Source organism: Streptomyces sp. ADI96-02, assembly GCF_003846185.1.
Lineage (GTDB): Bacteria > Actinomycetota > Actinomycetes > Streptomycetales > Streptomycetaceae > Streptomyces.
On record NZ_ML123034.1, the window covers coordinates 5,532,770 to 5,548,234 of the forward strand.

Annotated in this window: 6 protein-coding genes and 3 pseudogenes; 7 read left to right on the plus strand and 2 right to left on the minus strand. The window is 71.8% G+C overall.

Features of this window, described 5'->3' with window-relative positions; all coding sequences use genetic code 11:
- Window positions 1–11: 11 nt before the first annotated feature.
- The gene (locus tag EES43_RS24105) at window positions 12–290 is read right to left on the minus strand and encodes a hypothetical protein (RefSeq protein ID WP_241192519.1); all 279 of its coding nucleotides are present in this window, start codon (window positions 288–290) and stop codon (window positions 12–14) included.
- 437 nt (window positions 291–727) lie between these two features.
- Here EES43_RS24105 and EES43_RS24115 point away from each other — a divergent pair, with 437 nt between their 5' ends.
- Together EES43_RS24115 and EES43_RS31875 are read left to right on the plus strand one after the other, a co-directional pair.
- Window positions 728–1,219, plus strand: a complete 492-nt coding sequence (locus tag EES43_RS24115) for a hypothetical protein (RefSeq protein WP_124270661.1) — start codon at window positions 728–730, stop codon at window positions 1,217–1,219.
- Between the two features lie 119 nt (window positions 1,220–1,338).
- A pseudogene (locus EES43_RS31875) lies at window positions 1,339–1,425 on the plus strand (DUF6191 domain-containing protein); the annotation flags it as partial.
- A gap of 69 nt (window positions 1,426–1,494) precedes the next feature.
- On the opposite strand, the pseudogene EES43_RS31880 reads toward EES43_RS31875, so the two are convergent.
- Window positions 1,495–1,935 (minus strand): annotated as a pseudogene (locus EES43_RS31880) (catalase); the annotation flags it as partial.
- Between the two features lie 63 nt (window positions 1,936–1,998).
- Here EES43_RS31880 and EES43_RS31560 point away from each other — a divergent pair.
- The 5 genes and pseudogenes from EES43_RS31560 to EES43_RS24150 all read left to right on the plus strand — a co-directional run bounded on the left by EES43_RS31560 (window position 1,999) and on the right by EES43_RS24150 (window position 15,409).
- The gene (locus tag EES43_RS31560) at window positions 1,999–2,214 is read left to right on the plus strand and encodes a helix-turn-helix domain-containing protein (protein ID WP_241192520.1); all 216 of its coding nucleotides are present in this window, start codon (window positions 1,999–2,001) and stop codon (window positions 2,212–2,214) included.
- A 113-nt stretch (window positions 2,215–2,327) separates the two neighbouring features.
- A pseudogene (locus EES43_RS24130) lies at window positions 2,328–2,825 on the plus strand (transposase).
- A 703-nt stretch (window positions 2,826–3,528) separates the two neighbouring features.
- Window positions 3,529–4,788 carry an MFS transporter gene (locus EES43_RS24140; RefSeq protein WP_346774316.1) on the plus strand — a complete coding sequence of 420 codons (1,260 nt, stop codon included), beginning with the start codon at window positions 3,529–3,531 and terminating at the stop codon, window positions 4,786–4,788.
- Entirely contained in the window at window positions 4,788–8,108 is a 3,321-nt protein-coding gene (locus EES43_RS24145) for a type I polyketide synthase (protein ID WP_124270664.1), read from the plus strand. The genes EES43_RS24140 and EES43_RS24145 overlap by 1 nt, the downstream gene beginning before the upstream one ends.
- Window positions 8,105–15,409, plus strand: coding sequence for a non-ribosomal peptide synthetase (locus EES43_RS24150; RefSeq protein ID WP_124270665.1), 7,305 nt, complete (start codon window positions 8,105–8,107; stop codon window positions 15,407–15,409). The genes EES43_RS24145 and EES43_RS24150 overlap by 4 nt, the downstream gene beginning before the upstream one ends.
- The last annotated feature ends 56 nt before the right edge of the window (window positions 15,410–15,465 follow it).

The window sequence follows — 15,465 nt, forward strand, 5'->3', positions numbered from 1 at the left end:
AACGAGCGCCGCTAGACTAGCTGGTCTTCGAGGGAGCGTCCGGGGGTGTCGGACCATTCGCTCGCCCGGTGCGGCTGGCCGCCGCTGAGGTTGAAGCGGAGGCGTTCGGATGGGGTGTAGTCGAAGCGGGGGATCCTGATGCAGGAGTTCTTCTTGGCCTCGGCGAGTTCCTTTTCGGTGGCGACGTGCTCGGTCCGGTGTCCTCCCCGATGGACCTGCAGGGGAGAGACCTTGCCGAGGACCGTCACCATGCCGAGTTTCCGGGCCTCCTGCGCTTCCTGCTGCTGCACGGGGCGTCCTGGAGCGAGGCCCAGGACGCCGCGCAGTACGCGGCGGTGGTGGGGATGCCGAGTTCATTGACCAGGGCTGCGAGCATCTCGGGGTGCATCGGCTGTCTGGCCCGGCGGCCGGGGAAGAGCCAGCGGGAGTCCCGCCGCGGCCGATGGGCCGACACGAGTGACGTTCGAACCGGGCGTAACTGCTTGCACACTTGGTGCCGAGGAATGCATCAACCTTTTTTCGGCACGGCCCCGGCCGATTGCGGTCCCTGCCCGGGGGCAAGGGCTCCTGGCCGCCGTGCCGGATTCTCTCGCTTCGCTTTGAGTATGCCCTCCCTGGTGCACCAAAGCAGGCCCCCCCACCCGTCGACATCGGAGTGAGGGGCCTGTCGTACGCAACGGACCAGCGGCGTGGTCGAAGTGATCAACGAGAACAGGATGGTCGACCGGTGAGCAGGAACCTGGCCGAGGTGGAGATCGCTCGTACGGTCTGGGCGGATTTCCGGACGATGGGCGACAGGTCCGGCGGTGTGCCCGACGCACTGCGCCGCCTGTTGGCGGCCTCGGACGAGGACGAGGCCGTGGTGGCCTACTGGGACCTGGAGAACGTCGTCGTGGTGCAGGGCCAACTGCACAGCGCCGCCCTCCCCACGGTTCCCGTCCTCCTCGCGGGACTGCTCGACGAGCTGTCCGCGGACGCCCGCGACCTCGTTCTGGAACTCCTCCAGCAGATCGTCATGGGTGAGTCGGACGAGGACGAGGTCGCCCTGGGCAACACCGACCTTGGTGACCGCTGCCGGGAAGCCGCCCGCACCGGCCTCTGGCTCGTCTATCGGGAGCTGGGAACACGGCGCCGGGACACGGCGGAGGCCATCCTGGACCGTATCGAGAAGGACCGGCCCAGAATCGCCGCGTACCTGACGAGTATGCGAGGCAAATAGCCGGGCCACGCAACAGAGGAATGCACACCGGCCGACACACGGGCCTCCGGCGACCGTCTCACCGACGGTCGCCGGAGGCCCGTGCCGGTCACCCCAGGTCCGTGTCAGGAGGGGCAGTCATGTTCAGTACGTTCGACCAACTGTTCGCACCGAATCGCCGGCACACGGAAGAGGAGCGCCGGCGTCAGGAACTCGTCCTTGAGGACGCGGGTCACGCCGATCCCGGTCGAGGGCCGATAGACCTGGCGGGCGGCATCGTCCTGATACGCTGGCAGGTTGCCGACGATGTTGTCCACCAGCCGGTTTCGCGCCGTCCAGGACCTCGGGGACCATCGGGCCCGCCTGGCCCCAGTCGTCGTCCTCGGCGTGGTCGGCGTAGGCCGCCCGGGTGATGTCACCGTCGGCGTACCAGCTCGGCGGCGTACCGTAGCGCCCCGTGTGGGGCGCCGGACCGCCCTTGGAGTTCGAGGCATAGACCGGGTCACTGGTCTTCCGGTACGCCATCGCCCCGCCCTTGGAGTACGTGTGCACCAGGGCGACCTGCGCGTTGACAGGCAGCTGCTGGTAGTTGACGCCGATGCGGTGGCGGTGCACGTCCGCGTGGCTGAACAGCCGAACCAGCAGCGTGCGGTCCGGGCTCGGGTCGATGCCCGGCACCAGGTTGTTCCGCTGGACGCCGCCTGCTCGATCTCGGCGTGGTTGTCCGTGAGGTTGCGGGGCGTCAGCGCCGTGAAGCGGTGCCGGTTGTCGCCGTACTGCCTGAGAAACTGACAAGGTTCTTGGAGGAGGGTCCAGCGGCGCACGGGTGGGTGGAGGACCAGGCGTGGACCGCGGGCCGGGTGGCCACGCTGATCGGCACGAAATTCCATGTCTCCTACAGCGCCTCCGGGGCCACGAGGCTGATGCGCCGACTCGGCTTCTCCCCGCAGGTGCCCGCCCGGCGGGTGGCCGAGCGTGACGAGCGGGCTGTGAAGGTGTGGAAGGAGGCGACCTAGGCCGAGGTGAAAGAGCCCGGGCGACCTGCGGGGGCTACATCCGCTCAGAGGAGGAGGACGAAGCCGGGTTCACCCGCAAGCCGCCCCGAGGCCGCTCCTGGGGTCGACGCGGCGTGACGCCGGTCGTCACCGTGAGCGGACGCCGCTCGGGACGCCTGTCGGTGGCCGGGCTGATCGCCCTGCGACCAGGATCACGCACGCGACTGTGTCACCGGCTGATCCGTCACCCGCCAGGCAAAGGCGAACGCCGCAGCATGGGCGAACGTGACTTCATCGCGCTGATCGACGGCGCCCACCAGCTGGTCAAGGCACCGATCGTGCTGGTCTGGGACCGGCTCAACATCCACGTCTCCCGCGCCATGCGGAAGTTGATCGACATGCGCGAGTGGCTGACGGTATTCCTGCTGCCCGCCTACTCACCCGACCTGAACCCCGTCAAGTGGGTTTGAGCGCACGTCAAACGCAGTCTGGCCAACCTCGCGGTCGTCGCCCTCGACCGCCTGGAAGCACTCGTCCGCAACCGACTCAAACGCCTTCAGTACCGGCCCGGAACACTCGACGGCTTCATCACCGGAACCGGTCTCGCCCTCGACATCCCAACGTCACCCTGACGAGCCGAAGTCGGTAGACGTGGGCGCGTAGAGGGCGACCGGCGCGCGGTCGCGGTGCGAGGGCAGGGCCGCGAACAGTTCGTCGAATGCCTGGTTCGGGATGCCGCGCGGGGCCGAGGTCGACGGCGTACCCGTGCTTTGCCCGCACCGGGGCTGGCGCCGGGACCGCTGGGGCCGCCGGGAAGCGTCCGCTGACCGAGCGCGCCCCACGAGATCGGGCGGTCGGCGGGCGGCGATGGCCTGATCCCGCTTCCCGAACCGGTCTCCTCGCCCCCGCCGGAGCACGGCCGGCAGACGTCTAGATTCCGCCAAGTGCGTGGTGTGCCTCCGCCTCGGTTCGCGACCCCTTTCCGGTCTCTTCAAAGCGTCCCGCGCAGGGCTCGGCCGGCTCTCGTCGCCCAGCTCTTGCCCCCTGTGCGGCACTCCCTCCCGCCGGCCGGCATCCCTGTCGGGCATCGCGCCCCGCCCGATCGCCATCCTGATCCACTCGAACCGAACCCGCGGAGACGGCGTTGCTTTCCGGCCGTGGTAAGGGGGCCGCCAAGGATGTCCGGAGCTTGACTGAATCGGCGCGTCCATGAGTGGGTCAGGAGGTCCGGACGGGGTCGAGGAGAGGGAGAACGTTGGCGGACCGACGCGGTATCAGCGAACGGCGCGGCGGAGGGCCGGTGCTCGCACCCAGGACGTCCCGAATAGGGTTCGCATGAAGCACTTCCGATTACTCGTCCTCGGTAACGGCCTTTCGGCATACGGTAGTTACCTCAACATGGTGGCGTTGAACGTCTTCATCTACGACGTCACGGGCAGTGCCCTCGCCGCCGGACTCTTCATGGCGGTACGACTGGGCACCAGTGTGGCGTCCGGGTTCGTCAGCGGCCGTCTGGTCTCCGCGTACGACCGCAAGCGGCTGATCATCTGCGCGGACCTCGGCCAGGCGGTGGCCCTGCTGGCCTTGTTGGCGGCTCCGGAGGCCGGCCGGCTCCCGCTGCTGTACTGCCTTGCCGTGGTCACCGGCAGCTGTTCGACGCTCTCCCAGGTGGCCCTGCGCAGCAGCATCCCGGAGATCGTGGGGGCCGAGCACCGGGCCCGTGCCAACGGCCTTCTGGTCACCGGCCGTTCGCTGGCGATGATCGCCGGGTTCTCCTCGGCCGGCGTCGTGGTCGCCCAGTTCGGCTACACCTGGGCCTTCCTGCTGGACGCCTGCACCTTCCTGATCTCCGCCTCGATCCTCGCGCTGCTGCCGCTGCGCACCAAGTCCCGGGCCGAGGAGCCGCCGCAGGACGCGGTGAAGGCCACGCCGAGCGCCGGGTACGGCTCGCTGCGGGTGCTGCGTGCCGCGGCACCGGTGCTGATGGCCATGATCGCCCTGCGCGCCATGGACGGGTTGGGGTCCTCGTCGCACAACGTGGCGTTGCCCGTGCACTCCAGCCTGCTCGACCCGGACCACCCGGCCACGTTCATCAGCCAGTTCTGGGCGATCTGGGCGGTCGGCAACATCATCGCCCAGCAGGTGCTGGCCCGGTACACCCGGCGCAGCGGTCGGACCCTGGGCGAGCGAGCCTTCGCCATCGGCGCCTGCGTCATGTCGGGCGCGTTCATCATCGTGTTCAGCGGGCTGCCGACCGGCATCACACTGGCAACGGCGCTGATCGCCGGAGCGGCCGACGGGGTCACCGAAGTCATCTACGTCTCCCGGCTCCAGGCCGTCCCGGACGAGCAGCGCGGCCGGCTCTTCGGCCTCTCCGCATCGGTGGAGAACGCCGGGTTCGGGCTGGGAATGGTGGTCAGCGGCTTCCTCCTGGAGACCTTCTCCCCCTTCCAGGTCGTCGCCTCACTGCACGGTCTCGCCATCGCCGGGAGCCTCGTCCTGCTGGCCTGCCTGGTGCTGCGCCGGTTCCCGGCCGCACCGGAAGAACAGCTGACGTCTCCCGGTGACGGTGTCCCGCGAAAGGGAGGCGGCTGATGGGTGCCGAGAGACGCAACCCGGGCATCGCCGTGGTCGGCATGGCCTTCCGGCTCCCCGGGGCGGACACCCCCGAGGACCTGTGGCGGGTCATCCGCAACGGCGAGCGCCGCTTCACCAGGTTCACCCGGGACGACCTGAAGGCCGCGGGCGTCCCCGAGGAGCTGTACGGGCGTGACGACTTCATCGGCACCTCCGCCATCCTCGACGACGTCTCCGGGTTCGACGCCCGGCACTTCGGGATGACCGCTCGCGAGGCCCGCCTGACCGACCCCCAGCAGCGGCTCTTCCTGGAATGCGCGCAGCACGCGCTGGAGAACGCCGGTTACCCCGACGAGCGGGACGGCAGGAGGATCGGGGTCTACGCCAGCGCGGGCTACCACCTCTACAACATGCAGTCGTACCTGCTGAACAACGTGCTGCCGAACGAGGACATCGGCGACTGGCTGGCGGGGATGCAGGCGATGGTCGGCAATTTCACCGACTTCAACGCCACCCGCGTCGCGTACCGCCTCGGCCTCACCGGCCCCGCGGTCAACGTGCAGACCGCGTGCTCCAGCTCCTTGGTCGGCGTCCAACTGGCGGCCAACTCACTCCTGCTGGACGAGTGCGACATCGCGCTGGCGGGCGCCGGTTCCATCCACGTCCCGCAAGTCCTCGGCTACCACCACGTCAAAGGATCGATCCTCTCCAGGACCGGTCGTCTGCGGCCGTTCGACGCCTCGGCGGACGGCACCGTGGGAGGCACCGGCGTCCTCGCCGTCGTCCTCAAACGGCTGGACCGCGCCCTCGCCGACGGTGACACCGTGCACGGTGTCATCCGCGGCTGGGGCGTCTGCAACGACGGCTCCGACAAGCGGACGTTCGCGGCTCCCAGCGCGGGCGGCCAGCAGAACGCGGTACGCCGCGCCCTGGACCACGCGGGCGTCGGCGCGGACACCATCGGCTACCTGGAGACCCACGGTACGGGGACGTTGAAGGGCGATCCCATCGAAATCGCGGGAGCGAGCGCTGCCTACCGTCAGGACACCGACCGCACCGGATACTGTGCGCTCGGCGCGATCAAGGCCAACATCGGGCATCTGGACGTCGGCGCCGGGCTGGCCGGGCTCGTCAAGACCCTGCTGGTGCTCAAACACGGGGTGATCCCGCCGATCGCGGGGTTCAGCGCCCCCAACCCGCTGCTCGGACTGGAGACCAGCCCCTTCTACGCGCCCGACTCCCTACGGCCCTGGCCGGATACCGGCACCCCCCGCCGGGCGGGAGTCACCTCGCTCGGCGTCGGCGGCACCAACGTCCACATGATTGTGGAAGAGGCGCCCGAGCCCGCGCCGCGCAACCCGCACGCGGCTCCGCCACCGGACGTGCTGCTGGTCTCCGCGACGAGCCCGGAGGCTCTGGCTGACAACGCGCGCTCGCTTCGTGACCACCTCCGCCGACGCACGGCGCTGCCGCCGGCCGACCTCGTCACCACCGCCGCCCTCGGCCGCAGTCACGGCCGGCATCGGATCGCGGTCCGGGGCGGGACCCCCGCCCGGCTGGCGGACGCCCTGGACAGCTGGCTGGCCCGCCCCGAGAATCCGCCCGCGCCCTCCGGCACCCCCGCACCGGCCCCGGACGCGGCCGCCAGGGTGGTGTTCCAGTTCACCGGCCAGGGCGCCCTGCGTCCCGGCGCGGCGGCAGCGCTGTACGACCGGTTCCCCGTGGTCCGCGAGGTGCTGGACGCCTGCGAGGAACACCACCGCCACCGCACTGACGAATCGTTACTGCCGCTCCTGATCAGCGAGGAGACCGACACCCCCGGCGGCAACTGGTCCACCGCGACCGCGCAACCGGCCCTCTACGCTCTCCAGTGCGCCCTGCTCCGACTCTGGGAGGAGGCGGGCGTACGGCCGTGCGCGGTGACCGGACACAGCGTGGGGGAGTACGCGGCACTCCACGCGGCCGAGGCGCTCTCCCTCGAAGACGGCCTCGCACTGAGCGCGCTTCGCGGCCGGTTGATGCGGGACCACTGCAAACCCGGCGCCATGGTGGCCGTGGTGCTGGGACGGGAGGAGGCGACGGAGCTGGCCGCCTCCTGCCCCGGCGTGGAACTGGCGGTGACCAACGGGAAGCGCTCCCAGGTCCTGGCGGGTCCCGTCGCGGAGATGGAGGCCCTCTGCGCCCTGCTGGCGGACCGGAACATCGCCCACGAACGGCTCGGGGTGGACCGGGCCTTCCACACCGCGACCATCGATCCGATGCTCGACGGATTCCGGGCGGTCCTGGCGGTGACGCCCTTCGCTCCCGTCCGCACCCCCTTCATCAGCTCCCTGGACGGCCGCACCCGGCCGCCCGGCTGGATTCCGGACGTCGAGTACCTGGTCCGCCACGCCCGCCGGCCGGTCCGCTACGACGCGGCGCTCGGCGCGGTGGCGGCCGAACACCCCGACGTGCTGCTGGAGATCGGGCCGCACACCACGCTCAGCGGTCTGGCCCGCCGCGCTCTACCGACGGTGCGGGCGACCCCGTCGCTGCACCGCGGCTCCGGCTTGACCGCGCTGTACGGCGCCGCCGCGGCGCTGCACTGCGCGGGGGCGGACGTCCGCTGGGAGACGTTCCTGGAGGGCACCGCCGGGCGGCGGATCCCGTTGCCCGGCTACCGCTTCCAGCACGGCCACTACTGGGTCGGGGAACCTCCCCGGCCACGCTCCACCATGAATCCGGTCAGAGAGGATCGCACTGTGACGGCAGGGACGACGGAGACCAGGCACCTTCTGGACGGCATCCTCGAGGTGCTGTCCCGGGCCTTCGGCGAGGAGCTGACCTCGGTCGCGGCCGACACCCCGTTCTTCGACCTGGGAGCGGACTCCCTTCTCATGATCAACGCACTCCGGGAGATCGAGCAGGAGCACCGGGTCAAGGTCACCATGCGCGAGCTCTTCGACGAGACCGGCACCCCGCGCCTCCTCGCCGAACTCATCGCCGCCCGGCTGCCCCGGGAGCACCGCGCGGTGGCTCCGGCTCCCCAGCCCGTCGCCGCCCCCTCGTCCGTGCCGCGGCAGCGCGCCGCCGAACCCTCGCCCGCACCGCGACGGAGCGCCGCCGAGCCGTCCACCGACGTGCCGCTGTCGGCGTCCCCGCCGCCCCCGGCCGACGCGGAGTCCGTCCCCGGCGACGGTGACAGCGCCTTCATCACCCGGAAGGAGTACCAGGAGCTGGCCGGGCGAGTGGAACAGCTCTCCCGGATCCAGCTCCAGATGCTCACCCAGCTCTCCCAACTGCTCACCCTTCAGGCCGCCGCGACCACCCCCGCCCCGGAGCGCGAGGGAGTCCGGTGAACGAGCAGCGAAGGCTCACCGCCGCCCTCGACCAGGACCTGGAAGCGATGGCCGGACTGGTCCGGCGCATCGACGAGCAGATGGGCACCGAACCCGCCGCGTCACCGGCGGCGGACGGTGCGGAGCATCCCCGGACGCACGGGCCGCGCGTCGAGGTGGCCCCGGACGCGGGCATGGTCCGCGCCGGCTCCTCCCGCTCCCAGCAGGAGCACCTGGAGGACCTGATACGCCGCTACACCGCGCGGACGGCGGCCTCCAAACAGCTCGCACAGCGCCACCGCCGGCGGCTCGCCGACAGCAGGGCCGTCGTCGGATACCGCAGATCCACCAAGGAGATGCTCTACCCGGTGGCCGCCCGCGGTGCCGATGGCGCGCGGATCGAGGACATCGACGGCAACAGCTACACCGACATCACCATGGGCTTCGGGGTGCTCCTCTTCGGCCACGAACCCGCGTTCGTCCGGGAGGCCGTCCGCGAGCACCTTTCCCGGGGCATCCGGCTCGGCCCGCGCGGCGTCGAGACCGGTCAGGCCGCCGACCTGCTCTGCGAGCTGACCGGCATGGACCGGGTGGCGTTCGCCAACTCGGGCACCGAGGCCAACGCGGCGGCGATCCGGCTCGCCCGCGCAGCCACCGGCCGCGACCGGATCATCACCTTCCAGGGCGCCTACCACGGCCATGCCGACCAGGTGCTGGGCCGACATGCGGGGACGGAGGGGACGGTACCCGTCTCCCGGGGCATACCAGGCAGCGCCGTCGCGGAGCTGACGGTGCTGGAGTACGGCAGCGAGTCCGCGCTGCACGCTGTCGAACAGGACGCCGAGCGCATCGCCGCGGTCATCGTCGAGCCGGTGCAGAGCCGCCACCTCTCGCTCCGGCCGACCGAGTTCGTCCGCCGACTCCGCGAACTGACCGCCCGGCACGGCATCGTCCTGATGTTCGACGAGATGCTGACCGGGTTCCGTCCTGCTCCGCGCGGGGCGCAGGACCTCTACGGGGTCACCCCGGACCTCGCCACCTACGGAAAACTGCTGGGTGGCGGCTTCCCGATCGGGGCGGTCGCCGGCCGCGCCGACATCATGGACGGCGTCGACGGCGGCCACTGGACCTACGGCGACGACAGCGGCCCCACCGCGGACACCACCTTCTTCGGGGGCACCTACCTCCAGCACCCGGTGTCGATGACGGCGGCGCACGCCGTCCTCACCCACCTCAAGGAGCACAGCCCCAGCCTTCAGGAACGGCTCAACGCCCGCACCACCGAACTGGGCACCGGACTCAACGAGTTCTTCGAGAACGAGGACTTCCCGCTGCGGATGGCGTGGTTCGGCTCACAGTTCCGCTTCGAGCACCGCGCCGACATGGAACTCCTCTACCCGCACCTGATGCTGCGCGGCGTGCACGTGTGGGAGTGGCGCAACTTCTTCCTCTCCACCGCCCACACCGACGGCGATATCGAGCACGTGGCGGACGCCGTCCGCGGATCGCTGACCGACCTGCGCCGGGCGGGGTTCTTCCGCACCGCCACCGCCACCACACCCGCCCGGCGGCCCGGCCACGACCGCGCCGCCCCGGCCACGACACCGCACCCGGCCCCGGGGACCAAGACCACCGGCGCGGGTGCGGCGAGGGGACCGGCCGCACCCGAAACAGGGACGGAGCCCCGCGCCACGACCCCTCCCGCAGGGTCGCCGAGGCCCGCCGCCCCGGCGCAGGCCCCCGTCGCCGCCGCGTCCACGCCGTCGCGGCGCGCCGACTTCAGCCTCTACTTCTTCGGCGACTATCCGCAGGAGGGCTCCGGGCCTCAGGAGGGCCGCTACGAACTCCTCATGGAGGCCGCCCGGTTCGCCGACCAGCACGGCTTCGAGGCGCTGTGGATGCCCGAGCGGCACTTCAACTCCTTCGGCGGCCTCTTCCCCAACCCCGCCGTCCTGGCCGCTGCCCTGGCCCGGGAGACCCGGCGCATCCGCCTGAACGCCGGCTCGGTCGTCATGCCGCTGCACGACCCGATCCGAGTGGCGGAGGAATGGTCCATGGCGGACAACCTCTCCGACGGACGTGTCGGTATCGGCGTGGCCAGCGGCTGGAACGCCGACGACTTCGTCTTCTTCCCCGAGCGCTTCGGACACCACAAGGAGGAGATGTACGACCGGCTGGAGGACGTCAAGCGCCTCTGGCGCGGTGAGGCGCTGCGCCGCACCACCGGCGACGGGGAGCGCGACATCCGCCTCTTCCCTCGCCCCGTACAGCCCATGCCACCGCTCTACACGGCGGTGGTGTCCAACCCGGAGTCCTACGAACGCGCCGCCGCGCACGACCTGGGCATCGTGACCAACCTGATGACCCAGGACGTCGACCAGCTCCGGGAGAACATCGCCCGATACCGCCGGGCCAGGAGCCGCCACGGCCTCGACCCGGACGCCGGGCGGGTCGCCGTCCTGCTGCACACCTACCTCGGCGCGGACCACGAGAGCGCCCGCGCCGAGGCATTCGAGCCCATGGCCCGCTACATGCGCGCCTCGCTGGCCCTGTTCAGCGGCGTCACGAACAGCCTCGGCCTCTCCGCCGACCTCAAGGCGCTCAGCGAGGACGACCTGGACGTGGTCTTCCGCCGGGCCTACAGCCGCTACTGCGACCAGCGGGCCCTGATCGGCGACGTGGAGTCCACCCTGCCGGTCGCCCGAGCGGTCGCCGACGCCGGTGCGGACGAGATCGTCGCCCTCGTCGACTTCGGTGTCGGCGCGGAGCGGTTGCGCGCCGGTCTGCCCCGGCTGGACGCCCTGCGCCGCCGCCACCGGGAGCGACGCCCCGCCACCCGGTCCGAGGACGCCCCGCTCTCCTCGGGCCAGGAGCGGATCTGGTTCCTGGAGCAGCTGCTGGCGGGGCGCACCGCCTACAACGAGGTGAAGGCGATCCGCCTGCACGGCCCCCTCGACACCGGGGCCCTGCACGGCGCGGTGCGCCGGCTCGTCGACCGCCACGCCGGGTTGCGGACCGTCTTCCGGGCGGCCGGCGACTCGGCGGTACAGGTGGTCCGGGAAACCCTCGAACCCGACTTCGCCGTGGTGGACGCCGCCCGCGGGGCCGGACGCACCTTACCGGACGTCCTCTCCGAGGAGAGCAACCGCCGGTTCGACCTGGAGAACGGGCCGTTGTTCACCACCCGTTCAGTGCGGACCGGTGACGACGAGCACGTCCTGGTGATGTCGTTCCACCACATCGTGGTGGACGCGGCCTCGGCGACCATCCTGTGCCGGGACCTGTCCGCTCTCTACCGGTCGGAGCTGGACGGCACCGAGCCCGGCCTGCCCGCACTGGACTGGAGCTACGCCGAGCACGCCCGCGCGCAGCGCGAAGCGGCGGACGGATCGCAGGCCCGGCGCGACCTGGCGCACTGGCTGCGTGTGCTCGACGGCGACCTGCCGGTCCTCGACCTGCCCACCGACCGGCCCCGCCCGGCCGTGATGAGCTCCCGGGGCCGCGCCGTCTTCCACTCCCTCGACACCGGCCTGAGCGACCGGCTGCGGGGACTCGGCCGCGACCGGCGGGCCACTCTCTTCATGACCCTGGTGACCGGATGGGCGGCGATGCTGCACCGCGTGACCGGCCAGGACGACATCGTCATCGGCGTTCCCGTCTCCGACCGGCCGCGGCGGGCCGACGAACTGGTCGGCTTCTTCGTCAACACGGTGGCCCTGCGGGTCGACCTCACCGGTGACCCCGGCTTCACCACCCTGCTGGACCGGGTGCGGGCCGTTGCCCTGGACGCCTACGACCACGCGGACACGCCGTTCGAGGAGGTGGTCCGCGCCCTGGCGCCACCCCGCGGCACGGACCGCACCCCGGTGTTCCAGGTGCTCACCGAATTCCAGTCCGACGAACCCTTCCGCCTCGACCTGCCCGGTGTGCGGGCGGTCCCGATGGACGCCGGCCCCGACAAGGCGCTCACCGACCTGACGGTGTACTTCACCGACCGGCCGGAAGGCATCCGCTGCCACCTGGAATACAGCACCGACCTGTTCGACCCCGGTACCGTCGACCGGTTCTTCGACGTCTTCCAAGATCTTCTCACTGCCGCCGCCGACACGCCCGGCACCCCGCTCTCCCTCCTCGCACGGGTACCCGCCGAAGGCGACGAGGTGCCGGAGGACTGGGAGAACGGGCCCCGGCGCCCGGTACCGGAGACCACCGTCCACGACCGGTTCGTCCAGCGGGCGGCCGCTCACCCCGGCCGGGCCGCCGTGCTGGACGGCGCCGCCGCCGTGACCTACGGGGAGCTGGACGAGCGCTCCGGCAGGCTCGCCGCCGTGCTCACCCCACTCGCGGCGGCCGGGGGCCCCACCCCCGTCGTGGCGATCTGGCTGCCGCGCGGCGCGGACTTCGTCGCCACCGTGCTCGCCGTGGCCCGAGCCGGGTGCGCCGCCGTGCCGCTCGACCCCTCGCTCGGCACCGCACGGGCCGCACAGGTCATCGCCGAGAGCGGGGCCCGGCTGGTGATCAGCGGCCCGGACGGGGCGCGGCAGCTGTCCCTGCCGGCCGCGGTGGGGGTCGTCGCACCGGACGCCGCCCCCGCCCGGCCATCGGCCCCCGACACCGCCCGCCGCGCCACGGGTTCGTCTCCGTGCTCGGTCATCTACACCTCGGGCAGTACCGGGGCCCCCAAGGGGGTCGTGCTCAGCCACCGTTCCCTGGCGGACCTCTGCCGATGGCACCACGGCCGCTTCGGGCTGACCGGCGAACACCGCACCGCCGTCGTGTGCAGCCAGAGCTTCGACGCCTCGTTGCTGGAGATCTGGCCCGCGCTGACCGCGGGCGGCACGCTCGTGATCGCCGACGAGGCCACCCGCCGCGACCCGCTGGCCCTGGCCCGCTGGTTCGCCGACCAGGCCGTCGACTTCAGCATCCTGCCGACCGCCCTGGGCGAGGAGGTGCTACGCCTCCCGGCGGCCGACCAACCCCCGCTGCGCCACCTGCTGCTGGGTGGCGAGACGCTGCGGACCCGGCCGCGACCGGAGGCGCCGTACGAGACGGTCAACGTCTACGGCCCGACGGAGACGACGGTGCTCTGCCTCGCCGAGACGGTCGAACCCGCCGTCGGAGACGTGTCCGACGGGAAGGCGGAGGCCGTCCCGATCGGCCGGCCCGTCGAGAACGTGACCGTGCGCGTGGTGGATGCCTCGGACAAGCCGGTCCGCGTCGGGGAAGTGGGCGAACTCCTGGTCGGCGGCCCCGGCGTGTCCGAGGGCTACCTGCACCGGCCCGACCTCACCGCCGAAAGGTTCACGACGCCGGAGTCCGGCACGACGGAGGGGCCCGGCTACCGCACGGGTGACCTGGTCCGCTGGCGGCCGGACGGACGGCTGGAGTTCGTCGGCCGCACCGACGACCAGGTCAAGATCCGCGGCTACCGAGTGGAACCGGAGGAGGTGGCCCGGGTGCTGAACGGCCTCGACGGCGTCCGCAGGGCGGCCGTCGTCAGCCGCCGGCGCGGGAACGGCGACGCGTTCCTCGCCGCCTACGTGGTGCCCGCCGAGCCCGACACGAGAGACCCGGCGGACCACGACCGGCGCACCGAGCGGTGGGCCCGCGAGCTGGAACAGCGGCTGCCCGAGTACATGGTGCCGCGCTCCTGGCGGACACTGGACCGGCTGCCGCTCAACAGCAGCGGCAAGCTGGACCGCGACCGGCTCCTTTCGACGGACCCGTCCGCGCCGACCACGGCCGAGGCGGACCGAAGCGCGGACTCGTCGCCCGACCGGGCCGGATCGCCGGCCGACGTGGCGCGGGGCCTACGCGAACTGTGGGCGGCCGAACTTGACCTCGCCGCCGAACAGGCCGACCCCGACGCCTCCCTCTTCGACCTGGGCGGGCACTCGCTCACCGCGATGCGGCTGATCAACCGGATCAGGGAGAAGTGGGGCGTCGAGTACCCGCTGTCCCGCCTCTACCAGGAGCCCACTCTGCGCGCGCTGACCGGCTTCCTGGCCGGTGGCGCCGGGACCCGTGAGGTCGTCCGCAGCGGCCCGGCCACCGAACAGCAGACCCGCTTCGCCACCCTGCACTCCGAGCACGCCAGGCCGCAGGTCTTCAACGTCGGGCTGCGCGTCGACCTCTCCGGCCGCCTGGACACCACCGCCCTGTGCGGGGCGCTCCAGGATCTGGTGCGGCGTCACGAGTCGCTGCGCACCCGGCTGGTCCGGGAGGACTCCGGCAGCTGGCGGCAGGAGGTGCTCAGTCACGAACCGTTCGACCTGCCGGTGGACGACCTCACCTCCCGACCGGAGCGGGAGCGGGCCGAGGAGGTGCGCCGCATCGCCGAAGAGGCGTCGGAGACCGTCCTCGACCCGTACACCGGTGACGTCCTCGCCCTCCGGCTGCTGCGTACCGCTGCCGAGGAATGGGTGCTGCTGTTCGTGGCGCACCACTGCACGTGCGACGGCTGGGCCGTGACCACCCTGCTCAAGGAACTCGCCGCGTTCTACCGCGCGGCGATCACCGGGAGCGGTCACGGGCTGCCCCCGGCCCCCCAGCAGGTGGAGTACGCCCAGTGGCAGGCCACCCACCACGAGGCTACCGACCAACGGCGCACGGACTACTGGATCGAGGAGTTGGCCGACGCCTCCTTCACCCTCGACCTCCCCCTGGACCGGCCCCGGCCGGAAAGGCTCAGCGGGAAGGGAGGCGTGGTCCGGTTCACCGTGCCCGCCGAGGTGCGGACGACCGTGGAGCGGCTGGCCGCCCGGCGGTCCACCACGCCCTTCGCGGTGGCCGCCGCCGCGCTCGGCCGCCTGCTGACCACGCGGGCCGAACAGGACGAGCTGGTGCTGAACATCTCCTACGCGGGCCGGGACACCCGTGCGTTCGAGTCCTTGGTCGCCTGCACGGCCACCGGGTTCGCCCTGCGGGTCCGCGACGCCCGCGACGGTTCCCTGGCGGAACTGGTGGACCGGGTGGGCCGCACCGCGGTCCTCGGCATGGAGCACGCCATGCCGCCGCGCCGGGTGGCCCCGGCGATGCTCCGGCGCAAGGGGGTCCGCATACCCGACCGGCTGGACATCGGCCTGGCCTACGAGAGTTCGCTGGACACCGGGCTGGAACTGCCCGGCCTCACCGCGACCGTGGCGGAGATCGCCGCCGAGGCGTCCCGGTCGCACTTCATCATGGTGCTCACCCCGACCGGCGACGTGCTGGAGGGCGCGGTGGAGTTCTCGGCAGATCTGTGGGACGCGGCGACGATCGAGGAGTGGACGCGCGAGTACGTCCGGCTCCTGGAGGAAGGGGCGCGCGAGGCGGTGGACTGATCGGAGTGACGGCTCGTCGCGGTCGGCTGAGCTCCGAACGGCAGTCACTCCACGAG